General features: G+C 67.0%; 22 protein-coding genes and 1 tRNA gene. 9 read left to right on the forward strand and 14 right to left on the reverse strand.

The window, feature by feature from the left end; genetic code table 11:
- Positions 1 to 211: 211 nt before the first annotated feature.
- The 7 genes from EC839_RS19205 to EC839_RS19235 all read right to left on the reverse strand — a co-directional run bounded on the left by EC839_RS19205 (position 212) and on the right by EC839_RS19235 (position 7,625).
- Complete coding sequence (locus EC839_RS19205; RefSeq protein ID WP_007162848.1) at positions 212 to 1,393, reverse strand: acetyl-CoA C-acetyltransferase; 1,182 nt, start codon at positions 1,391 to 1,393, stop codon at positions 212 to 214.
- A 13-nt stretch (positions 1,394 to 1,406) separates the two neighbouring features.
- Positions 1,407 to 2,033 (reverse strand): CoA transferase subunit B, encoded by a 627-nt coding sequence (locus EC839_RS19210; protein ID WP_007162849.1) that lies wholly within the window; start codon positions 2,031 to 2,033, stop codon positions 1,407 to 1,409.
- Position 2,034: 1 nt separating this feature from the next.
- Positions 2,035 to 2,736 carry a CoA transferase subunit A gene (locus EC839_RS19215; protein ID WP_007162850.1) on the reverse strand — a complete coding sequence of 234 codons (702 nt, stop codon included), beginning with the start codon at positions 2,734 to 2,736 and terminating at the stop codon, positions 2,035 to 2,037.
- Positions 2,737 to 2,755: 19 nt separating this feature from the next.
- The gene (locus EC839_RS19220; RefSeq protein ID WP_007162851.1) at positions 2,756 to 3,508 is read right to left on the reverse strand and encodes a 3-hydroxybutyrate dehydrogenase; all 753 of its coding nucleotides are present in this window, start codon (positions 3,506 to 3,508) and stop codon (positions 2,756 to 2,758) included.
- A gap of 10 nt (positions 3,509 to 3,518) precedes the next feature.
- Positions 3,519 to 4,913, reverse strand: coding sequence for a GntP family permease (locus EC839_RS19225; protein ID WP_007162852.1), 1,395 nt, complete (start codon positions 4,911 to 4,913; stop codon positions 3,519 to 3,521).
- A gap of 361 nt (positions 4,914 to 5,274) precedes the next feature.
- Positions 5,275 to 6,711 (reverse strand): sigma-54-dependent Fis family transcriptional regulator, encoded by a 1,437-nt coding sequence (locus EC839_RS19230; protein WP_007162853.1) that lies wholly within the window; start codon positions 6,709 to 6,711, stop codon positions 5,275 to 5,277.
- Positions 6,708 to 7,625, reverse strand: coding sequence for a 3-hydroxyacyl-CoA dehydrogenase family protein (locus EC839_RS19235; RefSeq protein ID WP_007162854.1), 918 nt, complete (start codon positions 7,623 to 7,625; stop codon positions 6,708 to 6,710). The genes EC839_RS19230 and EC839_RS19235 overlap by 4 nt, the downstream gene beginning before the upstream one ends.
- A gap of 198 nt (positions 7,626 to 7,823) precedes the next feature.
- Here EC839_RS19235 and codB point away from each other — a divergent pair, with 198 nt between their 5' ends.
- Positions 7,824 to 9,086: a cytosine permease gene (gene codB / locus EC839_RS19240; protein ID WP_007162855.1), complete on the forward strand. Its 1,263-nt coding sequence runs from the start codon at positions 7,824 to 7,826 to the stop codon at positions 9,084 to 9,086.
- A 10-nt stretch (positions 9,087 to 9,096) separates the two neighbouring features.
- A complete protein-coding gene (gene codA, locus EC839_RS19245; protein ID WP_007162856.1) occupies positions 9,097 to 10,338 on the forward strand; it encodes a cytosine deaminase in 1,242 nt (413 codons plus the stop codon).
- Between the two features lie 605 nt (positions 10,339 to 10,943).
- Here codA and EC839_RS19250 read toward each other — a convergent pair.
- The 4 genes from EC839_RS19250 to EC839_RS19265 all read right to left on the reverse strand — a co-directional run bounded on the left by EC839_RS19250 (position 10,944) and on the right by EC839_RS19265 (position 16,924).
- Entirely contained in the window at positions 10,944 to 11,429 is a 486-nt protein-coding gene (locus EC839_RS19250) for a GNAT family N-acetyltransferase (protein ID WP_007162857.1), read from the reverse strand.
- A 35-nt stretch (positions 11,430 to 11,464) separates the two neighbouring features.
- Positions 11,465 to 13,567: an ATP-binding protein gene (locus tag EC839_RS19255; RefSeq protein ID WP_007162858.1), complete on the reverse strand. Its 2,103-nt coding sequence runs from the start codon at positions 13,565 to 13,567 to the stop codon at positions 11,465 to 11,467.
- Positions 13,564 to 15,057: an ATPase domain-containing protein gene (locus EC839_RS19260; RefSeq protein WP_027602800.1), complete on the reverse strand. Its 1,494-nt coding sequence runs from the start codon at positions 15,055 to 15,057 to the stop codon at positions 13,564 to 13,566. Before EC839_RS19260 ends, EC839_RS19255 begins: the two co-directional genes overlap by 4 nt.
- Positions 15,058 to 15,310: 253 nt before the next feature.
- A complete protein-coding gene (locus tag EC839_RS19265) occupies positions 15,311 to 16,924 on the reverse strand; it encodes a histidine kinase famiy protein (protein ID WP_007162860.1) in 1,614 nt (537 codons plus the stop codon).
- Positions 16,925 to 17,159: 235 nt separating this feature from the next.
- Here EC839_RS19265 and EC839_RS19270 point away from each other — a divergent pair, with 235 nt between their 5' ends.
- From EC839_RS19270 to EC839_RS19280, 3 genes are all read left to right on the forward strand, one after another.
- On the forward strand, positions 17,160 to 17,546 hold the full coding sequence (locus tag EC839_RS19270; RefSeq protein WP_052504098.1) for a response regulator: 387 nt from the start codon (positions 17,160 to 17,162) through the stop codon (positions 17,544 to 17,546).
- Between the two features lie 214 nt (positions 17,547 to 17,760).
- Positions 17,761 to 18,249: a hypothetical protein gene (locus EC839_RS19275; protein ID WP_007162863.1), complete on the forward strand. Its 489-nt coding sequence runs from the start codon at positions 17,761 to 17,763 to the stop codon at positions 18,247 to 18,249.
- Positions 18,250 to 18,358: 109 nt separating this feature from the next.
- Entirely contained in the window at positions 18,359 to 18,979 is a 621-nt protein-coding gene (locus EC839_RS19280) for a LysE family translocator (protein WP_007162864.1), read from the forward strand.
- Positions 18,980 to 19,077: 98 nt separating this feature from the next.
- Here EC839_RS19280 and EC839_RS19285 read toward each other — a convergent pair.
- From EC839_RS19285 to mobA, 3 genes are all read right to left on the reverse strand, one after another.
- Positions 19,078 to 19,154, reverse strand: a tRNA-Pro gene (locus EC839_RS19285).
- A gap of 76 nt (positions 19,155 to 19,230) precedes the next feature.
- Entirely contained in the window at positions 19,231 to 19,452 is a 222-nt protein-coding gene (locus tag EC839_RS19290) for a YgdI/YgdR family lipoprotein (RefSeq protein WP_007162865.1), read from the reverse strand.
- Between the two features lie 109 nt (positions 19,453 to 19,561).
- Positions 19,562 to 20,137: a molybdenum cofactor guanylyltransferase MobA gene (mobA, locus tag EC839_RS19295; protein ID WP_007162866.1), complete on the reverse strand. Its 576-nt coding sequence runs from the start codon at positions 20,135 to 20,137 to the stop codon at positions 19,562 to 19,564.
- A 205-nt stretch (positions 20,138 to 20,342) separates the two neighbouring features.
- Between mobA and EC839_RS19300 the strand changes: the two genes are divergently transcribed.
- From EC839_RS19300 to yegS, 4 genes are all read left to right on the forward strand, one after another.
- The gene (locus EC839_RS19300; protein WP_007162867.1) at positions 20,343 to 20,834 is read left to right on the forward strand and encodes a hypothetical protein; all 492 of its coding nucleotides are present in this window, start codon (positions 20,343 to 20,345) and stop codon (positions 20,832 to 20,834) included.
- A 231-nt stretch (positions 20,835 to 21,065) separates the two neighbouring features.
- Positions 21,066 to 21,605, forward strand: coding sequence for a molybdenum cofactor biosynthesis protein B (gene moaB, locus EC839_RS19305; protein ID WP_007162868.1), 540 nt, complete (start codon positions 21,066 to 21,068; stop codon positions 21,603 to 21,605).
- On the forward strand, positions 21,602 to 22,798 hold the full coding sequence (glp, locus tag EC839_RS19310) for a gephyrin-like molybdotransferase Glp (protein WP_007162869.1): 1,197 nt from the start codon (positions 21,602 to 21,604) through the stop codon (positions 22,796 to 22,798). Before moaB ends, glp begins: the two co-directional genes overlap by 4 nt.
- Positions 22,799 to 22,924: 126 nt before the next feature.
- A complete protein-coding gene (gene yegS, locus EC839_RS19315; protein ID WP_007162870.1) occupies positions 22,925 to 23,869 on the forward strand; it encodes a lipid kinase YegS in 945 nt (314 codons plus the stop codon).
- The last annotated feature ends 2 nt before the right edge of the window (positions 23,870 to 23,871 follow it).

The following is a 23,871-nucleotide window of genomic DNA, read 5'->3' on the forward strand; positions in this document are numbered from 1 at the left end:
GGAAACGGCTTGCCATCCTCCCCCGATGATCAGTCGGGGACTATGACCTCGCAAAGAGGCCTCAGTCGAGATACAAGGGTGGAAAACCGCGCAGCCTTTTCCACCCGTTGGGGTCATATCGCGGCCATGGCGGTCCGCCGATGCGGCCGCTCCTACAGGTGCGAATTATCCTGTAGGAGCGGCCCATGGCCGCGATAACATCATCACTCGACTACCGCCGCTCCACTGCCAGGGCCACGCCCTGGCCACCGCCGATACACAGGGTCGCCAGGCCACGCCGACCCTCGCGCCGCCGCAATTCGTGGAGCAAGGTCACCAGTACCCTACAGCCCGAGGCGCCGATGGGGTGGCCCAGGGCGATGGCGCCGCCGTTGACGTTGACCTTCTCGTCATCCCAACCCAGCTCCTGGCCCACGGCCAGGGCCTGGGCGGCGAAGGCTTCGTTGGCCTCGATCAGGTCTAGATCGCTCAGCTGCCAGCCGGCCTTTTCTAGGGTTTTGCGGGTGGCCGAGACCGGGCCGATGCCCATGATCGCCGGGTCCACTCCGGCGCTGGCATAGGCGGCGATATGGGCCAGCGGCATCAGGCCAAGGGCGGCAGCCCTGGTCGCGCTCATTACCAGCACCGCGGCAGCGCCGTCGTTGAGGCTGGAGGCGTTGCCGGCGGTGACGCTGCCGTCCTTGGCGAAGGCCGGCCGCAGGCGGGCCAGGCCCTCGGCGGTGGTATCGGCGCGGATGCCTTCGTCGGTGTCGAACAGCAGCGGCTCGCCCTTGCGCTGGGGGATGGCCACCGGGGTGATCTCCTCGCGGAAACGCCCGGATTCCACCGCCGCCGCGGCGCGCTGCTGGGAGCGGGCGGCGAAGGCATCCTGGGCCTCGCGGCTGATCTGGTACTGCTGCACCAGATTCTCCGCGGTTTGGCCCATGTGGTAGTCGTTGAAGGCATCCCACAGCCCATCGCTGATCATGGAATCGACCAGCTCGGCATGCCCCAGGCGCAGGCCGCTGCGCACCTTGGGCAGCACATAGGGCGCAAGGCTCATGTTTTCCATGCCACCGGCGATGACGATCTCGGCGTCGCCGCAACGGATCGCTTGGACGGCCAGTTGCACCGCCTTGAGGCCGGAGCCGCAGACCTTGTTCAGGGTCAGGGCCGGCACCTCGTGGGGTAGGCCGGCCTTGACCGCCGCCTGGCGGGCGGGATTCTGGCCGGCGCCGGCGGTGAGTACCTGGCCGAGGATGACTTCATCCACCTCGGCTGGCACCACGCCGGTCTGTGCCAGCAGGGCGCGGATGACGGTGGCGCCGAGTTCGACCGCGGGTACGTTGGCCAGGGAGCCCTGGAAACTGCCGACCGCGGTGCGGGTGGCGGCGACGATGACGACATCTTGCATGGCTGGGGTCTCCTCAGGCCTGGATGGGGGCGCCGGTGGCGGCGCGCAGTTCATCGAGGCTCACGCCTTCGGCCAGTTCCACCAGCTTCAGACCGCCTTCGGTCACCTCCAGCACGGCCAGGTCGGTGATGATCAGGTCGACCACGCCGACTCCGGTCAGCGGCAGGTCGCAGGCCGGCAGGATCTTGTGGGCGCCCTTGGCGGTGTGCTCCATCAGCACCACCACGCGCTGTACGCCGGCTACCAGGTCCATGGCGCCGCCCATGCCCTTGACCATCTTGCCGGGGATCATCCAGTTGGCCAGATCGCCTTGTTCCGACACCTGCATGGCGCCGAGGATGGCCAGATTCACATGGCCGCCGCGGATCATGCCGAAGCTCGCGGCGCTGTCGAAATAGCTGCTGCCGGGCAGGGCGGTGACGGTCTGCTTGCCGGCGTTGATCAGGTCCGGATCCACCGTCTCGGCGGTGGGAAAGGGGCCGATGCCGAGCAGGCCGTTTTCCGACTGCAGCCAGACGTCCATGCCGGCGGGGATATAGTTGGCGACGAGGGTCGGCAAGCCGATGCCGAGGTTGACGTAGAAGCCGTCCTGCAGCTCCCGGGCGGCGCGTTGCGCCATCTGTTCGCGGGTCCAGGCCATCTTACTTCTCCTCGCTCAGGGTGCGTTTCTCGATACGTTTCTCGGGGCTGGCGTTGACCACCAGGCGCTGCACGAAGATGCCGGGCAGGTGGATCTGGTCGGGATCCAGCTCGCCGACCTCCACCAGCTCTTCCACCTCGGCCACGCAGACGCGACCGGCCATGGCGCACAGCGGATTGAAGTTGCGCGCGGTCTTGTTGAAGACCAGATTGCCGGCCTTGTCGGCGCGTTGCGCCTTGACCAGGGCCACGTCGGCGGTCAGCGCCAGTTCCATGACATGGGGCTGGCCGTTGAAGTCGCGGACCTCCTTGCCCTCGGCCACCAGGGTGCCGTAGCCGGTGCGGGTATAGAACGCCGGAATGCCCGCGCCACCGGCGCGCAGCTTCTCGGCCAGGGTGCCCTGGGGGGTGAATTCCAGCTCCAGTTCGCCGGCCAGGTACTGGCGCTCGAATTCCTTGTTCTCGCCGACGTAGGAGGAAATCATCTTGCGGATCTGCCGGGTCTCCAGCAGCTGGCCGAGGCCGAAGCCGTCCACCCCGGCGTTGTTGCTGATGGCGGTCAGTTCACGGGCGCCGGTGTCTCTCAGGGCGGCGATCAGCGCCTCGGGGATGCCGCAGAGACCGAAGCCGCCCACGGCCAGGGTGATGCCGTCGCTGACCAGCCCATCGAGGGCAGCCGCGGCGTTGGGATAGAGCTTGTTCATGATGGAGATCCTCTTGTCGTTATTGGGCGGTCCAGCCGCCGTCCATGGTCCAGGCGGCGCCCCGTACCTGAGCAGCGGCCTGGCTGCACAGGAACAGCGCCAGTTCGCCCAACTGGTCGGTGGTGACGAATTCCTGCGACGGCTGCTTGTCGCTGAGCAGGTCGCGCCGCGCCTGGTCCGGATCACTGCCACGGCTGTCCAGCTGCTGCTGGATCAGCGGGGTGAGCACGAAACCCGGGCAGAGGGCGTTACAGGTGATGCCGGTGCGGGCGGTCTCCAGGGCAGTGACCTTGGTCAGGCCCACCACGCCATGCTTGGCGGCCACATAGGCGGCCTTGCCGGTGGAGGCCACCAGGCCATGCACTGAAGAGATGTTGATGATGCGACCCCAGTCGCGTGCGCGCATGCCTGGCAGCGCCAGGCGGGTGGTGTGGAACACCGCCGAGAGATTGAGCGCGATCACCGCGTCCCAGCGCTCCATCGGAAAGTCTTCCACCGGCGCCACGTGCTGGATGCCGGCGTTGTTGACCAGGATGTCCACGCCGCCGAAGTCGCGCTGGGCGTAGGCGAAGAGCTCTTCGATCTCCTCTGGCCTGGACAGGTCGGCGCCGTGGAAGCCACTGCGGCCGGGCAGGCTGGCCTGGGCCGCAGCGGGATCGCCGAAGCCGTTGAGGATGAGGGTGGCACCAGCGGCGGCCAGGCGCTGGGCGATGCCCAGGCCGATGCCGCTGGTGGAGCCGGTGACCAGGGCGGTCTTGCCGGTGAGGTCCATGGCTGTCTCCTTAGACGAGGCCGGTCAGGTAGTAGAGGGCGATGACGAAGAACACCGCCACGGTCTTGATCAGGGTGATCTTGAACACGCCGCCATAGGCTTCGCGGTGGGTCAGGCCGGTCACCGCCAGCAGGGTGATGACCGCGCCGTTGTGCGGCAGGGTGTCCATGCCGCCGCTGGCCATGGCCGCCACCCGGTGCAGCACCTCCAGGGGGATGCCGGCCGCGTTGGCGGCGGCGATGAAGGTGTCGCTCATGGCGGCCAGAGCGATGCTCATGCCACCGGACGCCGAGCCGGTGATGCCGGCCAGCAGGGTCACGCTGACGGCTTCGTTGATCAGCGGATCGGGGATGGCCTTGAGGCCCTGGGCGAACAGCACGAAGCCGGGCAGGGCGGCGATCACCGCGCCGAAGCCGTATTCCGATGCCGTGTTCATCCCGGCCAGCAGGGCACCGGAGACGGCCGTCTTGCTGCCTTCGGCCAGGCGTCCGCGGATGGCGCCGAAGCCGGTCGCCAGCACCAGCAGGATGCCCGCCAGCAACGCGCCTTCCACCGCCCAGATGCCGGTCAGCTTGGCGACTTCCTGGGTCACCGGTTTGGCCATGCCGGGCAGGGCCAGGTTATGGGTGGCGCCGTACCAGTCGGGAATCCAGCGGGTCAGCAGCAGGTTGAGCACGCCCACCAGCACCAGCGGTGCGAGGGCCAGCCAGGGATTGGGCAGCGGCAGGTCGGCAGCGGTCTCGGGTTCGTTGCGCAGCGGCACGCTGGCATAGCCTTCGCCACTGTTGCGCGCCTTGCGGCGAGCGCTGCCGAGGTAGGCCAGGCCCACGGCGATGACGAACAGCGATCCGGCCAGGCCCAGCCAGGGCGCGGCCCAGGCGGTGGTCTGGAAGAAGCTGGTGGGGATGATGTTCTGAATCTGCGGCGTGCCGGGCAGGGCGTCCATGGTGAAGGAGAAGGCGCCCAGGGCGATGGTCGCCGGGATCAGCCGCTTGGGAATGTCGCTCTGGCGAAACATCTCCGCGGCGAAGGGATAGACGGCGAAGACCACCACGAACAGCGAGACGCCGCCATAGGTGAGCAGGGCGCAGACCGCGACGATCACCGGGATGGCCCGCTCGCGACCGAGCAGGCGAATGGCCGCGGCGACGATGGCACGGGAAAAGCCCGACAGCTCGATTAGCTTGCCGAACAGGGCGCCCAGCATGAACACCGGGAAATAGAGTTTGAGAAAGCCCACCATCTTGTCCATGAACATCCCAGTGAAGGCGGGCGCCACGGCGGACGGGTCGGTGAGCAGCACGGCGCCGAGGGCGGCGAGGGGGGCGAAGAGGATGACACTGAAACCCCGGTAGGCGGCGAACATCAGCAGCGCCAGGGCGGCGAGTGCGATCAGGACACTCATGGCTTCTCCTAGAGCTCCGCCTGGGGCGAAGCGGTTTTTGTTGTTATAGGGCGATGCAGAGATCGCCCGAATGCAGGAGCCAGAACCGTGCCAGATCTATAAATTATTGTTTTGTATGAATTTTTATTTTGATCGCTGCCAATTACCGCCATTTTTTCTCAAAAGCTGGACACCGGAGGTTGGGCTGAGCGCAGCGAAGCCCAACAACGGCCCGACGCCGGCCATGTTGGGCTTCGACGATAGAGCCATCTCAATCCAACCTACTGCAAGGATCCTGTAGGAGCGGCCCATGGCCGCGATAGATCGTCAATCGCGGCCATGGGCCGCTCCTACAGGATATTTCTCAATTTATGGATATGTCTCATATTCGAGACATCAGCCCCAGCGCCACCAGCTTCTTGTATAGCGTAGAACGCCCCAACCCCAGGCGCCGGGCGGCTTCATCCACCTTGCCGCCGCAGGCGGCCAGGGTCGCCTGGAACAGTTCCCGGTCGAAGCGCTGGCGGGCTTCGGCGTAGGTTTCGCCGGTAGCGCTCGCCACGGGCTTGGCTGGCAGTTCGGCGGAAACGCCCAAGGCCTCCGCCAGCGCCGCGGCGTCCAGCTGGCTGTCGTCGCCCAGCAGCACCGCGCGCTCCAGCACGTTGCGCAACTCCCGCACATTGCCGGGCCAGGGTTGGCGCTGCAGCAGGGCCAGGCCGTCGGCGGTGAGTTCGGGCGTCGACTGTCCGCCCACCTGCGGCAGCCCGTCGAGGATGGCCTCGGTCAGCACCGCCAGGTCGTCCAGGCGTTCACGCAGCGGCGGGATGCGGATCGGCAGCACGTTGAGGCGGTAATAGAGATCGGCGCGAAAGCGTCCCTCGGCCACGGCGGTCTCCAGGTCGCGGGAGGTGGCGGCGATCATGCGCACGTCGCAGGCCAGCACCTCGTTGGAGCCCAGGGGTTCGTACTCCTTTTCCTGCAGCACCCGCAGCAGCTTGGCCTGCAAGGCCAGGGGCATGTCGCCGATCTCGTCGAGAAACAGGGTGCCGCCCTGGGCGATCTGCAGCTTGCCCGGGCGGGCGCGCCGTTCGGCACCGGTGAAGGCGCCAGGCGCGGTGCCGAAGAATTCCGCTTCCAGCAGGCTTTCCGGGATGGCTGCGGCATTGATGCTGACGAAGGGCCGCCCGGCCCGTGGCGAGGCGCCGTGAATGGCGTGAGCCAGCAACTCCTTGCCGGTGCCGGTCTCGCCCAGCAGCAGCACCGCAGCCTCGCTGGCGGCGGCGCGCCGGGCGCGGCGCTTGACCTCCAGGCTGACCGGGCCGCTGCCGACGAAGTGGCCGAAACCGTACTTGGCGGTGCGCGCATGCTGCAGCGAGCGCCGGGTGGTGGCCAGCTCTTCCTGGATGCGCAGGTAGCGGGTCACCAGCGGCGCCAGTTGCTGCAACTGGTCGAACAGGGCGAAACCGATGGCACCGATCAGCTCGCCCTCGTCGGTATGGATCGGCAGGCGCATCACCACCAGCGGTCCGTTGCGGGTCTCCAGCATGTCCAGCAGGATCGGCTGGCCATTGCGCGCCACCTCGCGCAGCAGGCTGTGGGGAATGATCTGTTCCACCGGCTGACCGATGGCGGCGGCGGCATCCGGCAGGCCGAAGTGCTGGGCGTATCTCTGGTTGATCCAGACGATGCGCGCCTCGCGGTCGACGATCACCGTGCCGTTGCTGGTCTGCTCGATGATCTCGAACAGCGAGCGGATCGCCCGCTGGCGGATGTCGGCATAGTCTTCCAGCCCGGGCAGACCCGGCGGGGGGCGGCTCATGGCTTCAGCGCATGGCGCAGCTGGTGCAGGCGCCGCTGGACGATGCGCTCGCGCCGCGCCGCGTCCCACTCATGGAAGCCGTGGCCGCTGCGCAGGCCGGTACGGCCGGCCGCCACCTGGTCTTCCAGCAGCTGTAGCGGCGCCTCGTCCCGCGCCAGGGTCGGCCAGAGATGCCGGGCGATGTCGCGAAAGGTATCCAGGCCACCCATGTCCGCCGCTTCCAGCGGCCCGACCATGGCATAGCGCCGACCCAGGGAGGCGCGCATCACCCGGTCCACCGTCTCGGCGTCCGCCGCGCCGCTCTGCACGATGTGCAGGGCCTCGCGCAGCAGGGCGAATTGCAGGCGATTGCCGACAAAGCCGGGAATGGCGCGCTGCAGGACCACGGCTTCCAGCTCCGCGGCTTCCAGCAGTAGGCGCACGGATTCCAGATGGGCGGGCAGGGTGGCCGTGCCGGGCACCAGCTCCACCAGGGGAATGAAGTGCGGTGGATTCCAGAAGTGGGCGATCAGCAGGCGCTCGGGATGGCGCAGGTGCGCGGCCAGTTCGTCCGGTGGCAGGCCGCTGGTGTTGCTGGCGATCAGGGCGTCCGGGCGCAGCACGGCTTCGAGCTGGGCATAGAGGCGGTGCTTGAGCTCCAGGCGCTCGGGCACGGCTTCGAACAGCAGGTCGCAGTCGGCGAGATCGGCCAGCTCGGTGGTGGTGCTGAGGCGAGCGATGACCGCCTCGGTGTCCACCGCGATGTCGGCTTCTTCCAGCTCGGCGAGCAGGGTGCGCGCGGTGGCGGCCACCTCGGCGAGGCGGGCGGGGTCGACGTCCTGCAGCTGCACGGCATGGCCGTGGCGCGCCAGGTGTACGGCGATGCCGATGCCCATGAGACCGGAACCCAGGACGGCGAGGCGTGGCGTGGTCATGATCTTTTCCTTGTGAGACGGCCGCGGCAACCGTCTCACACTTGACCGCCCCCGGCCAAGGCACGGGACAGCGCCTTGCACCAAAGACGGGCTCCAGGGATCGGCCGGCAAGGGCGCCCTGGCCTCTGCCATGCCGCTTGGCGGGGCCTGGCACGGCCACTGCTAAGGGTCAGGTACGCCCATCCCGAGGAATGCCTTATGAGCAACGCCGGCAACGACTATCCCCTGAGCGAAGTCCCGCCCCACGCCCGCAAGGGGCTGGCCTCCCTGGCCATGGTGCTGCTGGGCTTCACCTTCTTCACCGCCACCATGTTCGCCGGCGGCAAGCTGGGGGTGGCCTTCGGTTTCACCGACCTGCTGTGGGTGATCGCCCTCGGCAATCTGCTGCTGGGTCTCTATGCCGCCGCCCTCGGCCATATCGCCTGTCGCAGCGGCCTCAACTCGGTGCTGATGGGGCGCTTCGCCTTTGGCGAACGCGGCAGCAAGCTGTGCGACCTCATCCTCGGCTTCACCCAGATCGGCTGGTATGCCTGGGGGACGGCCACCGCTGCCGTGGTGCTGGGCAGGTACTTCGGCCTGGAGCAGGGCGCGGTGCTGGCGCTGATGGCGGTGTTCGGCCTGGGCTTCTGCGCCACCGCCTACATCGGCTACCGCGGCCTGGAGATCCTCTCCTGGATCGCCGTGCCGGCCATGGCGCTGCTGCTGATCCTGTCCATGAGCGTGACCACCGCCAAGGCCGGCGGTCTGGCCGGCCTGCTGGCGATCCAGCCCAGCGCCAGCCTGGACCTGTCCACCGCCATCACCCTGGTGTTCGGCACCTTCGTCAGCGGCGCCACCCAGGCCACCAACTGGACCCGCTTCGCCCGTTCCACCCGGGTGGCGGTGCTGACCAGCCTGATCGGCTTCTTCATCGGCAACGGCCTGATGGTGCTGATCGGCGCCTATGGCGCCATCGTCTACCAGCAGCCGGACGTGGTGGAGGTGCTGATGCTGCAGGGCTTCGCCACCGCCGCCCTGGCCATGCTGTTGCTCAACATCTGGAGCACCCAGGACAACACCATCTACAACTTCGCCGTGGCCGGCTGCAATCTGGTGCGTACCAGCCGCCGCAAGACGGTGACCCTGGCCGGCGCCCTGATCGGTACCGCCCTGGCCGTGCTGGGCATGTACGACCTGCTGGTGCCCTATCTGGTACTGCTCGGCACGGTGATCCCACCCATCGGCGGGGTGATCGTCGCCGACTTCTGGCTGCGCCATCGCGGGCGCTATCCGCTGCTCGCCGAGGCCCGCCTGCCGCACTACAACTGGCCGGGCCTGGCCGCCTACGGCCTGGGCACCATCGCCGCCTTCGGTTCGCCCTGGGTGGCGCCCCTGGTGGGCATCGGGGTGGCGGCGCTCGGCTATGGCGTGTTCAATGGCCTGAGTCGCGGTCGTCGTGCCGCCGCCCCCGCTTCGCTCTAGGAGATCGACCATGCGCATCCTCAACGCCCGCCTGCGTGACCGCGAAGGCCTGTATGACATCCGCCTCGAAGGCGGACTCATCGCCGCCATCGCCGAGCAGCTCATGCCGCCTGCGGTAGGGCCGGACGACATCGACGCCGCTGGCAACCTGGTGGTGCCGCCCTTCGTCGAGCCGCACATCCACCTCGACGCCACCCTGACCGCCGGTGAGCCGCGCTGGAACATGAGCGGCACCCTGTTCGAGGGCATCGAGTGCTGGGGCGAGCGCAAGGCCACCATCACCCAGGAAGACACCAAGACCCGCGCCACACGCACCATCCGCGCCCTGGCCGCCCATGGCATCCAGCACGTGCGCACCCACGTCGACGTCACCGATCCGTCGCTGGCCGCACTCAAGGCCATGCTCGAGGTACGCGAGGAGACCGCCCACCTGATCGACCTGCAGATCGTCGCCTTTCCCCAGGAGGGCATCGAGTCCTTCAAGAATGGGCGCGAGTTGATGGAGGAATCCATTCGCCTGGGCGCGGATGTGGTCGGCGGCATCCCGCACTTCGAATACACCCGCGACCAGGGCGTGAGCTCGGTGAAATTCCTCATGGACCTGGCCGAGCGCACCGGCTGCCTGGTGGACGTCCATTGCGACGAGACCGACGATCCCCACTCGCGCTTTCTCGAGGTGCTGGCCGAAGAGGCACGCAGCCGCGGCATGGGTTCGCGGGTCACCGCCAGCCACACCACCGCCATGGGCTCCTACGACAACGCCTACTGCGCCAAGCTGTTCCGCCTGCTGACCCACGCCGGCATCAACTTCATCTCCTGCCCGACCGAGAGCATCCACCTGCAGGGCCGCTTCGACACCTTTCCCAAGCGTCGCGGCGTGACCCGGGTCAACGAGTTGCTGGAGGCCGGCCTCAACGTCTGCTTCGCCCAGGATTCCATCGTCGATCCCTGGTATCCGCTGGGCAACGGCAACATCCTGCGGGTGCTGGAAGCGGGACTGCACATCTGCCACATGCTCGGCTATCGCAACCTGCAATCGGCGCTGGATCTGGTCACGGTCAACAGCGCCAAGGCCCTGTGCCTGGGCGATCGCTACGGCCTGGAGGAGGGGCGACCGGCCAACCTGCTGGTGCTCTCCGCCGACAGCGACTACGAGATGGTCCGCAGTCAGGGCCTGCCGCTGTACTCCATCCGTAACGGCAAGGTGCTGATGCAGCGCCGACCGGCACAGGTGGAACTGGCGGAGCGGTAACGGGTGGCGGTCAGCCGATGCGGACAGGCTTGTGCCGGTCGCCTGCGATTTTCAGGGCTAGCAAAGATCTGATTTTCACTCGGACAGAGCCCCCTCTCCCTCTGGGAGAGGGCTGGGGTGAGGGCGCGCCCCATGCCGCAGTCCCCTGTGGAAAAGGCTGCGCCATTTTCCACGCTACGGTGCTGCGATTTTCAGGGCTGGCAAAGATCTGATTATCACTCGGACAAAGCCCCCTCTCCCTCTGGGAGAGGGCTGGGGTGAGGGCGCGCCTCATGCCGCAGTCCCCGGTGGAAAAGGCTGCGCCGTTTTCCACGCTACGACGCTGATCCTTGGTCGAAAATCCCCCTCTCCCTTTGGGAGAGGGTTGGGGTGAGGGCGCGCCCCATGCCGACGTCCCCGGTGGAAAAGGCAGTGCCGTTTTCCACGCTACGGCGTTGATCGCGGCCATGGGGCGCTCCTGCAGGGGAATCGGAATCCGTAGGAGCGGCCCATGGCCGCGATCGGCGTCCCCCGGCAACAGCGGATCGCCATAACCGCAACCAACATTACCCATGTCGCGTCCCATCGCGTCGGGCTTCGCTGGCGCTCAACCCAACCTTTGAATCCTACCGCCCACTCTCGGCGAAATCCCGCAGCGCCGCGCCGTCCAGGCGATAGCGCACCCATTCGCTCTGGGCCTCGGCGCCCAGGCTTTCGTAGAAGTCGATGGCCGGGGTGTTCCAGTCCAGCACGCTCCATTCCAGGCGGCCGCAGTCGTTGGCCACCGCTTCCTGGGCCAGTTCGCGCAACAGGCCCTTGCCCAGGCCGGTGCCGCGGGCGCTGGGGCTCACATAGAGGTCCTCCAGGTAGATGCCGTTGCGGCCCAGCCAGGTGGAATAGCTGTAGAAATACACGGCATAGCCCACCACCACGCCGTCGTGCTCGGCGACCAGCGCCCGGGTCGGGGTGTCGGCGGCGAACAGCGTCGCCTCGATCTGGGCCGGGCTGGCCAGCACCTCGTGGACGGCCTTTTCATAGTCGGCCAGTTCGACGATCAGTTCGTGAATGCGGGTGGCGTCTTCGCGGCGGGCGGGGCGGATCTGGGCGGTCATGGGGTCCTTGGCTAGGTCGCGGGGCGGCGGCGACCTCAGGAGGGCGCCACGGCCCGATTGGCGGACCCGGACAGCATGGCGGCGACCTGCGCAGCCAACTGGTCCAGGGTAAAGGGCTTGGTCATCAGCTCCATGTTACCACCCAGGAAGGAAGTCCTACTGAGTGCGCCCTCGGCGTAGCCGGTGAGGAACAGCACCGGCAGCCGCGGCCTGAGCTGCTGGATGACCTCCGCCAGCTGGCGACCATTGAGGCCCGGCAGACCGACGTCGGTCACCAGCAGGTCCAGCTGCGGGATCTGATCCAGCAGACGCAGCGCGGCCTTGCCCTCGGCCGCGCTCCAGACCCGATAGCCCAGGGCTTGCAGTGCCTCCTGATTGACCAGCCGTACCGCATCGTCGTCTTCCACCAGGAGGATGGTCTGGCCGGCGCCCTGGACGAGCTCCGCCGGCTCGGCGCGCTGCGGCTCGCGGCGCTGTTCCGCCGTGGGCAGATAGACGCACACCCGGGTTCCGCTGGCGTCACTGGCGAGGGTCAGGCGGCCATTGCTCTGCCGGGCGAAGCCATAGACCATCGACAGCCCCAGACCGGTGCCCTGGCCCTGGGGCTTGGTGGTGAAGAAGGGCTCGAGCACCTTGTCCAGCAGGCGCTCCGGAATGCCGGTTCCGCTGTCCCGCACCTCGATGCAGACATAGTCTCCAGGAGGCAGCGCCTCGTCTTCGGCCGCCGGCTCGGTGACCATCACCGGATAGGTCGCCAGGGTGACGACGCCGCCATCCGGCATGGCATCGCGGGCATTGATCACCAGGTTGAGGAGGGCATTCTCCAGCTGGTTGGCGTCGGCCAGGATCCAGGGCGCCGCCGGGTCCAGTTCCAGCGTCACCGAGATCTGCTCGCTCACGGTGCCCTGCAGCAGATCCTGCAGCGCCAGGATCAGGTCGTTGGCCGACATCGGGCGCGATTCCAGCGATTGCCGGCGTGAGAAGGCCAGCAACCGCTGGGTGAGAGCCGCCGCCCGATGCGCCGAGTGCTGCGCCGCCTCCATGTAGCGCTCCAGGCCGGCCAGTTGCCCCTTGTTCTTGATCTTCATCAGGTCCAGGGCGCCCAGCACCCCGGTGAGCATGTTGTTGAAGTCATGGGCGATGCCGCCGGTGAGCTGGCCGACCGCTTCCATCTTCAGTGACTGACGCAGCTGCTCTTCGGCGCGACTGCGTTCGGCGGTTTCCCGCTGCAATTCGCTAAGGGTAAGCGCCAGGGTACGGGTGCGCTCCTCGACCTGGACTTCCAGTTCTTCGTTGAAGCGGCGCAAGGCCAGTTCCGCGCGTTTCTCCTCGCTGATATCGGCGATCACCGTAGTCGCACCGATGATCTGCTGGCCGGCGTCGTGAAGCGGCACCGCGCTCACCCGCAGCCAGGATTCCTCGCCGGTGGCACTGGTGTGATAGAAGTCCTGCCCCTTGACCCGCTCGCCACCCAGCGCCCGAGCGCCCGGGAAACGTTCGGGCGGCAGCAGCCGGCCATTGCTGTCGAGCGCGGTCCAGCGCGCCACTTCCTGCGGTTGCTGGGACGGAATGCGCTGACCCGGCACGTACTGCTCATAGAAGGGATTGCTGACCAGGGTGCGGCCCTGGGCATCCATGAAGCACACCCCCACCGGCAGGTTCTCCAGCAGCGTCTGCAGGCGTTCGCGCTCCTGGGCGAGTTCGGCGAGACGGTCGCGCATCTCGAACTGGCGCAGTCGCGACCGCCAGGCGGCGGCCACGCTGCTCAGCAGGGAGGCCCCACTCAGGGGCCGCTCCAGGATGACCAGATTGGTGGCGGCCGCGGGCAGCTGACGACGCAGGAGATCGTTGCCGCGGCCCGAGCGTTTGGAGTCGGAAGCCAGCAGCACCAGCGGGATGTCCGACCAGGTCGGCTGGCGCTCCAAGGCCTGCGCCAGAGCGTTCAGCTCCTGGCGCAGAGCCTCCTCGGTAAACACGATGATGCCCGTCTCGTCGCCCAGCGCGGCTGCAACCTCGTTGAGCGTGGACAGGTAGCGCGTGTGATAGCCCTGGGTGAAGAGTCGCTGCAGGCTGGCGGCATCGCCCCGGAGCGGGGCACAGATGATCAGCTCGCAGGAAGGCGTCTTGGTCTCGGTCAATCGCGCTCTTCCATCAGGGGTTGCTTGGCACCGAAGTACTCCGGGGTGCCGGTCAGCACGCCGCGGAAGTCCACCAGGGGCTGACCCACCCGGATGCCCCGGGTATCGATGCGCAATTCCCGAATCGCGTCCTCGTGGCCGCCACCGCGGTGCTTGAGGATGGAAATGGCCTTGCGCAGTCGGCCCTGGGCCTCGAAGAAACGGATCAGCACCACGGTATCGGCGATGTAGGAGATGTCGAGGCTGGAGGTCATCGTCCCGACCAGACCGTGCTGGGGATTGATGAGAAAGGTCACCACCCCGGACTGACTCAGGTAGGAAAGCAACTCGTGCATCTGCAGGATCAGGTGTTGCTCCTGGGGCATGGCGGCGAGGTAGCCGTTGAGGCTGTCCATGACCAGCAGTCGGCAGTCGTTCTCATCCACATCCCGCCGTACGCGCCAGGCGAATTCGCCGGGAGACAGTTCGGCCGGATCGATCTGGTGGACCACCAGCAGACCCTCGTCGATATAGCGATGGAGCGGCATACCCATGCTTTCCGCGCGCTTGAGCAGGGTGCCGATACGCTCGTCGAATTCATAGACGGCGCACCTTTCGCCGCGCGCGCAGGCCGCGGTGACATATTGCAGGGCCAGGGTGGTCTTGCCGGTACCGGCCGGGCCGGTGATCAGGGTGCTGGTGCCGCGCAGGGGGCCGCCATGCAGCAGCGCATCCATGTCCGCGATGTTGCTGGGCACGGGCTGGCCCACGAAATCCTGGTAGCGCCCTGCGGCGATCATGCGCGGATAGATCTCCAGGCCGCCGCGGCGCAGGACGAAGTCGTGATAGCCGGCGATGAAGTCCACGCCACGCAACTTCTGGATCTGCAGGCGCCGGCGGGCGGCGCCGAAGTCCAGGGTCAGGCGCTCCAGGGTCAGCACCCCGTGGCAGAGGCTGTGCAGATGATTGTCGCGCTCGCCCCCACTGGCGGTCAGATCGTCCACCAGCAACACGGTCAGGCCGCGTCCGGCGAAGAATTGCTTGAGCGCGAGCACCTGGCGGCGATAGCGCAAGGGATCCTGGGCCAGCAGGCGCATCTCCGACAGGCTGTCGAACACCAGGCGGCGCGGCTGGAGTTCGTCGACGCGGGCCTGGATCAGCTCGATGGTGTCACCCAGTTCGGACTCCCAGGGATGCAGGATGGTCTGCTCCTGCGCACCGCCGAGCACGGCATCGGCGGCGGACAGCTCGAACAGGTGCACGCCGTCCAGGCTCCAGCCGTGGGACTCGGCCACGCACCGCAGCTCTTCGCTGGTCTCCGACAGGGTGATATAGAGCACCGACTCGCCCTGGCGGACCCCTTCGAAGAGAAACTGCAAGCCCAGGGTCGTCTTGCCCGAACCTGGGGTGCCCTCCAGCAGGTAGAGCCGATCCTTGGGTAGACCGCCGCGCAGGACCTGATCCAGGCCGGCATTGCCTGTCGCGATAATGGACGCGCTAGAAGAATTCATGGATGGCCAAACCTCGCGGCGTCGGAAACGAAGAGCACGGAAAACATGCGGCGCAGACGGCTGCTGGAGCAGAGGCGCCGTGCGTTACGCTGAGGTAAGGGAGCGATGGAGCTGCGTTGGAACCATGCAGCGGAAAAAACGGAGGGCGCGATCCGCGCCCCGTTAATCGTCAGTCTAATCGTGTCGCTGGTCCAAGGCCACTCCGACCCATCGACACGGCCCGGCCCCGGCGCGGGTAAGAGCGCTCGCACCCTCAGGCGATCCCGTTGGGTCCGTCCAGCACCCGGCGAATCTTGCGCGCCAAGTCGTTGGGGATGTAGGGCTTGGAGATCACATCGAATTCCGAACCGCCGATGTCGGTGCGCTCCAGCGAATTCTCGGCGTAGCCGGTGGTGAGCAGTATCTTCATCGCCGGGTGCAGGCGTTTCACCTCGCGCGCCAGCATCACCCCATTCATGCCGCCCGGCATGATCAGGTCGGTGAACACCAGGTCGAACGGCTGCTCGTCTTCGCGCAGCAGGCGTAGGGCTTCGCTGGCATTGAAGGCGATCTGCGCGGTGTAGCCGTAGTCTTCCAGCACCAGCTTGGCCAGTTCCGCAACGTCCGGACGGTCTTCCACCACCAGGATGCGCTCGGTACCGCTGCGGCGCTCCGAGCGCTGCTCGGCCTGTTGCTGGGTGACATGGCTGTCATCCACCGGAAAGTAAAGGCGCAGGGTGGTGCCGACGTCTTCTTCCGAATAGATGCGCACCGTGCCGCCGGATTGCTTGGCGAAGCCATAGACCATCGACAGGCCGAGCCCCGAGCCCTTGCCTTCTTCCTTGGTGGTGAAGAAGGGATCCATCACCCGATCGCGGATGCTGGCCGGCATGCCGTGGCCGTTGTCGGTGATCGCCAGGCTGACATAGCGCCCGGGCATGAGGCCGTCGTAGGACATGTTCGCCAGCTCGCGCACCTCGACGTTGCGCGTCTCGATGCCCACGCTGGGCTGCGGGCAATCCGCCAGGGCGTCGCGGGCGTTGATCAGGATATTGAGCAGCGCCACCTCGGCCTGGGTGGGATCGATGCGGCAATTCCACAGCTCGGGGTCCAACTGAGTGCGGATTTCCACGTCGCCCAGGGTTCGCTCCGCCAGTTCATGGGAGGTGCGGATCAGGTTGTTGAGGTTGAGTACCCGGCCTTCGAGCTTCTGCTTGCGGGAAAAGGCCAGCAGCTGCTGGGTGAGGGTACTGGCGCGCTCCGCCGCCGACTTGGCGTGGGTGGCGCTGCGCACGATGCGTTCCTGGTCGAAGCTGGGCTTTTCCGCAGTGCGCTGGATGATGTCGATATAGCCCATCATCACCTGCAGCAGATTGTTGAAGTCGTGGGCGATGCCGCCGGTGAGCTGGCCTAGCGCCTCCATCTTCTGCGCCTGGCGCAGGGCGTCCTCGGCGTCGCGCCGCCGGCTGACATCCAGCTGGGACGCGAAGTAGTAGGTCAGCTCGCCCGCGTCGTTGTACACCGGCGAGACGAACAGCGCATTCCAGAAGGTCGAGCCGTCCTTGCGGTAGTTGATGATCTCCACCGAGATCTCGCGCTCCTGCTCCACCGCCTCGCGAATCTGGCCGACCACCGAACGATCCGTCTCCGGTCCCTGCAGGAAGCGGCAGTTGCGCCCCAGCAACTCGTCCACCTGGTAGCCGGTCATGTCGGTGAAGGCGTTGTTGGCGAAGATGATCGGGTTGTCCGGCTGCTTGGGATCGGTCACCAGCATCGGCATCCGCGTGGTTTCCACCGCGGCAAAGAAGATGTTCTTGCCCTCGTGCGAAACATCGCTGGTAGCGGAATTGTCGACCCGCGCCTTGCGGGAGGGGGGCTGTCGGCTCACGGAGGCGGGGTCCTTGCGCAGGCGAAAAATGGGCGTCTTGGCCCTCAGACAGCCAAGCGGCGAAAAAACTTCATCCGCGCCCCTCACGAGGCCGTCTGGCATGGTTCTTTTAAGGGCTGAAAGCCAGGCGTGGCGCGGGTTTGAAGGCAATTGGCCAGCCTACCGCTCACCTGCCTTAGGTGACCGTTAGGTAGGTTTGGGGAGAACCTCTCCCGCCTTCGCTGTCTGAGCTGCCATGAAGCCGAGAAGCCTTGAAATACAAAGACAAATTCTTGTTCTGGAAGACGATCCGGGGCAGCGCGAGCTGCTGACCGAAATCCTCACCGAGCAGGGGCTGAACGTCGTGGCAGTCGCCTCCAGCGATGAAGCGATGGCTCATATGGACACCCGCGGCAGCGATACCAAGATGGTCATCGCCGACGTCAACGTGCCGGGCATGCTGGACGGTCTGGCCTTCGCCCAGCTCGCGGCGGTGAGCTGGCCCACGGTGCCCTTCATCATCATTTCCGGCTACATCGACCAGGATCTCGCCGTCCTTCCGCGGCGCGCTGCCTTCCTGCCCAAACCCTGGAGCGTGGCCGACCTCAGCCAGTTGGTCGAGAGCCTGCTGCCGCGTCGCTAGTGTCCTGTTTCCTGGGATAGGACGGTTGGTGCGACCTACCTACCCAGCTCTTGTCATCGCTCCTTTCGTCCCCCGAATAGACACGCTCGTCGGCCTCGACCGGTCGGCACTGGCCAAATGATATGACGTCCGTCGGCATGCCCGTTTTGCAGGGAACCAAATGCGCTGAACGCTATCAATGTGCCATCTATTCCCGACTGGCAAGGAGCGCTTCATGGACGCAGTCATCACCCAGATTTCTCAGATCACCGATTGGGAATTTCTCATTGCGCTGGAGCGCAGCCTGGAAAGCCGCGGTCGCCTCGACCTGGCCGCGCGAGAAGCCCTCGAACGCCAGGGCAATCAGCTCTCGCGCCGTTACCTGATGCAGAAGGGCAAGCTCGGCAACGGCCCCTTCACCCCGGTGGAAAACGAGATCCTCGACGTCCTGGCCATGGCCACCGCCGCTCTGCGTCGCAGCCGCCGTCTGCCCCACAACATCGTCAAGACCCTGCGCGCCGGTGGTCTGATCGAAGCGGTCGAGCGCAACGTCTGCCACGCCGGCGCCCTGCAGTGCCGCACCGACTTCGAAGCCGACGGCATCCCTCGCGGCACCCTGGAGCGCATCGTCGATGGCAATCCCCAGGCCTTCGAACTGGAAGCCCGCCGCGCCGCCGCCCGCTACATCGCTGACCAGGAACCCGCCTTCCGCGCCGCCGGTTGAGCCTTGCCATGGCCGCCTGCGGGCGGCCATCGCGGTACGAGGGCAGGCCGATCGTCGTACTGACCCCGTGCTACCGTTTCGAGCCTCTCCCGCCGAAACGAGCCCCGCCATGTCCCTCGCCGACAACCTGCTGGCCTTCACCCTGGCCGCGTCCCTGCTCACCGTCACTCCGGGTCTCGATACCGCGCTGATCCTGCGCACCGCCGCGGTAGAAGGCCGCGCCCAGGCCTGGCGCGCGGCCCTGGGGATCAATGCCGGCTGCCTGCTCTGGGGCGCCGCCGTGGCCTTCGGCCTGGGTGCGCTGCTGGCGGTCTCGGAACTGGCCTATACGCTGCTCAAGTACTGCGGCGCCGCCTACCTCTGCTGGCTCGGCCTCAACCTGCTGCTGCGCCCCCGTAACGGCATCGCCCCTGCGGCAAGCGAGGGCGGCTCAGGCTCCAACTGGTTTCTCAAGGGGATGCTGGGCAACGTGCTCAATCCCAAGGTCGGCATCTTCTATGTGTCCTTCCTGCCCCAGTTCATCCCCCAGGGCCAACCCCTGATCGCCTGGACCTTCGGCCTGGTCGCCATCCATGTGGCGCTGGGCCTGCTCTGGTCCCTGACCCTGATCGGCGCCACCCGCACCCTGGGCGAGACCCTGCGCAAGGCCGCGGTGATCCGCTGGCTGGATCGGATGACGGGCGTGGTCTTTCTGCTGTTCGCCGCCAAGCTGGCGTTGAGTCGGCGATAGAGGGGGGAGGGCGGCGCTCCTTGGGGCGCTAAAGCCAAACCCCAGAAACGACAAAGCCCGCACTAGGCGGGCCTTGGGGTGATCCTTGCGGATCAAATTGGTCGGAGCGACTGGATTCGAACCAGCGACCTTCTCGTCCCGAACGAGACGCGCTACCAAACTGCGCTACGCTCCGTGATGGATGGCGCGCATTCTACCTAAAACTCATGCAAGCACAAGGGGTTAGGTAAAAAAATCGCGCCGGGCAGGAATCAGAGCTCCTTGATGGTGCGAACCTGGTCCTTGTTGATGCGGGTCGGCTTGCCGTCGAGCTGCTTGAAGGTATAGAAGCCCGAGTCGTCATCGTACTTCGGCGTGTCGGTGGCCTGGATCTCGCGGCCATCGTTGAGGGTGATGACGCTGGGCGTGGAGCAGCCGGCGAGCAGGGCGCTGGCAGCGACCAGCAGGGCGGCGGGGAGCAGGTGCTTGTTCATGTGACGGTCTCCTTTCTTGGCAACCAAGCGGGCTTAGGACCGCGGGTGCAGGGCCGAGTTCGTCCGGGAACCGATGGGTCACGCCCTCTGGCCGGGTGGATCGCCGCGTTCAGACCGCGCTTTCCAGGGCCGCGGGGTCGTTGAAGTTGGCCAGGCGAATATCGTCTTCAGTGAAGTCCACGGCGGTCAGGCCAAGGGGCAGCAGGGCGCCACGCGGACTGCGCTCGCCATCCGCCCAGGCCTGGCGCAAGGCCGGCAACAGGCGCCGGGGCAGGGCGCTGAACAGCGGTTGCCAGTAGCCACCCTGGCGCGCCATTACTGGCCCCACGCTCGCCTGAGCCGCCGCGAGCAGTTGCAGGGCGAGGGCGGCATCGATGCGCGGCGCATCGCAGGGCAGCAGCAGCACCCAGTCATGCCGCGCCACGGCGAGGCCGGCGAGGATGCCGGCCAGCGGGCCAGGAAAGTCCGGTTGGTCATCGGCCACCAGCTGGTCGGCCCACTGGGCATAGCGCGGCGCATTGCGGTTGCAGGAGATCACCAGGTCATCGGTCAGTGGCCTTACCGCGGCCTGCACCTGGGCCACCAGGGGTTGGCCGCGCCATTCCACCAGTCCCTTGTCGCGTCCGCCCATGCGCTGGCCGCGACCGCCGGCGAGGATCAGGATGGAAGCGGGCAGAAGGGACATGCAGCTGACCTCGGGCTTTCGGACGTGGGGAGCGGGCGTTCATCCTAGCCCGGTTTCATCGCTGGCGGTCGGCGGGAGCGGGGTTTGTCGAGGCGCAACGGCTGGGCTAGACTCGGGCGCGCCCCGTGCAAAGGGGCGTGCTAGACACCTTTGATCCCTGCCGTGCGGTGGCGGGGAGTCCCCGCCCAGAAGGAGTTTGGAAACGATGAAGACGATGCTGCTCCCTGCGTTGGCCCTGGCCGCCTTGCCCGCCTTTGGCGCGGGCGGCGGTGAACCTCCCTCGGTCAAGGTCACCTTTGGACAGCCGACCATCCGTCAGAAGCTGTTCTACGAAAAGCTCTACGAGAAGAAGCCCTATCCCGACGCCACCCTCTATTACTACAGCAACGGCGTCTACAAGATCATCTCGCCCGGCGAGGAGCACTACGGCGTCTATGTGGTGCACGGCAAGCTGACCGACGACCAGTACCAGGTGGATTTCATCTCCCTGCCGTCCGCGGACTGGGGCGGCAAGACGGCCCGGCATTTCCTCAAGTTCGATCGCAAGGCCGGGACCTTCACCCAGCAGGCGACCTGGGAGGAGGACCCGAACATCGCGCCCCAGTACGGGCGCTTCAGCCAGGATGCCAACGACATGGCCGATCCGCGCCCCATCAAATGGGAGACCCATGCCGAAGGCGAACAACGCCAGCGCTAGGCGTGGCCAGGCGCCCTCTCGGTTGAAGGGGCGCCGGCTTTTCCTCTAGGCTGTGACGATGCAGCCTTCTCGGACCTTCCCCGCGATCGTGGCCCACAGTGACCCTGACTGTCGACGCGGCCACCTCCCGGTCGCTGCCAGTCCGGCGCTCACCCCCTCCGGGAAACCCGAGGCCCGTCCGGCGGTCTTCCGCTGCACCCTTTCTTTCGCACACTTCGGAAACCCAAGCAGATGAGCCACAAAGCCGAGGCGGTTTTCGTACCGCTGAACATCGCCGTCCTGACGGTCAGCGATACCCGCACCTTCGAGACCGACACCTCGGGTCAGCTGTTCGTCGACCGCCTGGAGGCCGCCGGCCATTTCCTCGCCGACCGCGTGCTGCTCAAGGATGACCTCTACCGGATCCGCGCCCAGGTCGCCCACTGGATCGCCGAAGACCAGGTGCAGGTGGTGCTGATCACCGGCGGCACCGGCTTCACCGGTCGCGACAGCACCCCGGAAGCCGTGGCCTGCCTGCTGGACAAGCAGGTGGATGGCTTTGGTGAACTGTTCCGCCAGATCTCCGTGGCCGACATCGGCACCTCCACCGTGCAGTCCCGCGCCCTGGCCGGCCTGGCCAACGGCACCCTGGTCTGCTGCCTGCCGGGTTCGACCAATGCCTGCCGCACCGCCTGGGACGGCATCCTCGCCGAGCAGCTGGACAACCGTCATCGCCCCTGCAACTTCGTGCCGCATCTCAAGCAGGCCGAACCCTGCGGGCCACGCGGATGAGCCTGCTGTCGCTGGAAGAGGCCCTGGCGCGACTGCTGGCCTTGGCGGCCGAAGACGGTCCCTTGCCCCTCGAGCAGGTCGCCCTGGAAGACGCCGACGGGCGCATCCTGGCCGCGCCCCTGGTAGCCGACCTGGATCTGCCGCCCTGGGACAACAGCGCCATGGACGGCTACGCCCTGCGTTTGGACGACTGGCAGGGCGAACCGCTGCGGGTCTCCCAGCGCATCTTCGCCGGCCAGGCACCGGCCCCGCTGGAGCCGGGAACCTGCGCCCGTATCTTTACCGGCGCGCCAGTGCCGGCGGGTGCCGACTGCGTGGAAATGCAGGAAAACACCGAGGTGCTGGACGATGGTCAGGTGCGCTTCGTCGAGCAACTGCGGTCGGGCCGCAACATCCGGCGCCGCGGCAACGAGGTCAAGGTGGGTGACGAGGTCCTGTCGGCCGGCACCGCCCTGGGTCCTGCGGAACTGGGCGTCGCCGCCTCCCTCGGCCGGGCCCAACTGACTGTCTTTCGCCGCCTCAGGGTCGCGGTGCTGTCCACCGGCGATGAACTGGTCGCGCCCGGCCAGCCGCTCGGCCCGGGGCAGATCTACAACAGCAATCGTGCTCTGCTGATCAGCTGGTTGCGGCGGCTGGGCTGCGAGGTGTCGGACCAGGGCATCCTGCCTGACGATCTCGCCGAGACGCGCCGGCGGCTGGGCGCGCTGCAGGCCGATCTGATCCTTTCCACCGGCGGCGTCTCGGTGGGCGAAGCCGACTACCTGGGCCAGGCCCTGCGCGAGGAGGGCGAGCTGACCCTGTGGAAGCTGGCGCTCAAGCCGGGCAAGCCGCTGACCTGTGGGCGCTTCCGCGGGATCCCGCTGATCGGTCTGCCGGGCAATCCCGCCTCGACGCTGGTGACCTTCGGTCTGCTGGCGCGGCCCTATCTGCTGCGGCGGGCCGGCAAGATCGACGTGGCCCCCCTGAGCGTCGAGGTGCCGGCCGGTTTCGACTGGCCGCGTGCCGGTGCGCGCCGCGAATACCAGCGGGCGCGCCTGGAGAATGGCCGGGCGGTACCCCACCGCAACCAGGGCTCCAATGTGCTGCAGACGGCGGCCTGGGCCCATGGCCTGGTGGAGATCCGCGAGGACCGCACCTTCGCCGTGGGTGACCCGGTGCGCTTCATCCCGCTGGCAGAATTGCTCAAGGCCTAGCCAACCGGCGGTCAGGACTGAACGTGGCCGTTGGGCCACAGTCCTAGTCTCCAGATTCGCTCGCCGGGCGCTGCCCGGTACCTGACGCGGCATCTCGCCGCGCAGCGCCAACCTTGGACGACAGACATGACGACGACAGGCACCCTGGCTGACGCAGCCCTGGTCATTCTCAATGGCAAGGAAACCGGTAACGAGGACGTTCGGGAGGCCATTCTCGAACGGCGTGCCGCCGGTCATCGCATCGATGTGCGGGTGACCTGGGAAGAAGACGATGCCGCGCGCTTCGTCGAGCAGGCGACCCGCGAAGGCTACGGCACCCTGGTCGCGGCCGGCGGCGACGGCACCCTGCGGGCGGTGGCCGAGGCCATGGCGCAGAACCACAGTCAGGCCCGTCTCGGCCTGCTGCCCCTGGGGACCGCCAACGACTTCGCCCGCGCGGCCGGTGTGCCGGTGGAGCCTGCTGCAGCGCTGGCGCTACTGGATGGCCCGACCAGCGCCATCGACCTGGTAGAGGCGGAGGGTCAGCTGTTCCTCAACATGGCCACCGGCGGCTTCGGCTCCCAGGTCACCGCCAACACCCCGGGTGAACTCAAGCGTCTGCTGGGTGGCGCGGCCTACTTCCTCACCGGCCTGACCCGCTTCGCCGAGGTGCATTCGGCCCATGGCCGCTTCCGCGGTCCCGGTTTCGAATGGGAAGGCGAATTCCTCGCCCTGGGCATCGGCAACGGTCGCCAGGCTGGCGGCGGTCATGTGCTCTGTCCCACCGCCGTGGTCAACGATGGTCTGCTCGACGTGGGTATCCTGCCGGCGTCCCAAGACGTGCTCGGCACCCTGGGCGAATTCCTCAGCAAGGGCTTCAGCACCGAGGAGATGTTCATCCGCGCGCGACTGCCCTGGGTGGAGCTGGAAGCCGCCGAAGGCCTGGACATGAACCTCGATGGCGAACCGGTCAAGCGAGACCGGGTGAGATTCGAGGTGCGTCCGGGTATCCTGCAGGTCTGTCTACCGGTGGATTCGCCCCTGCTGGGCGAGACCGCCGGCACCCTGGCCGAGCCGGCGGCGACGTCCTGAGC

Origin of the sequence: Pseudomonas sp. JUb52 (assembly GCF_004341115.1) — a bacterium.
Lineage (GTDB): Bacteria > Pseudomonadota > Gammaproteobacteria > Pseudomonadales > Pseudomonadaceae > Chryseomonas > Chryseomonas oryzihabitans.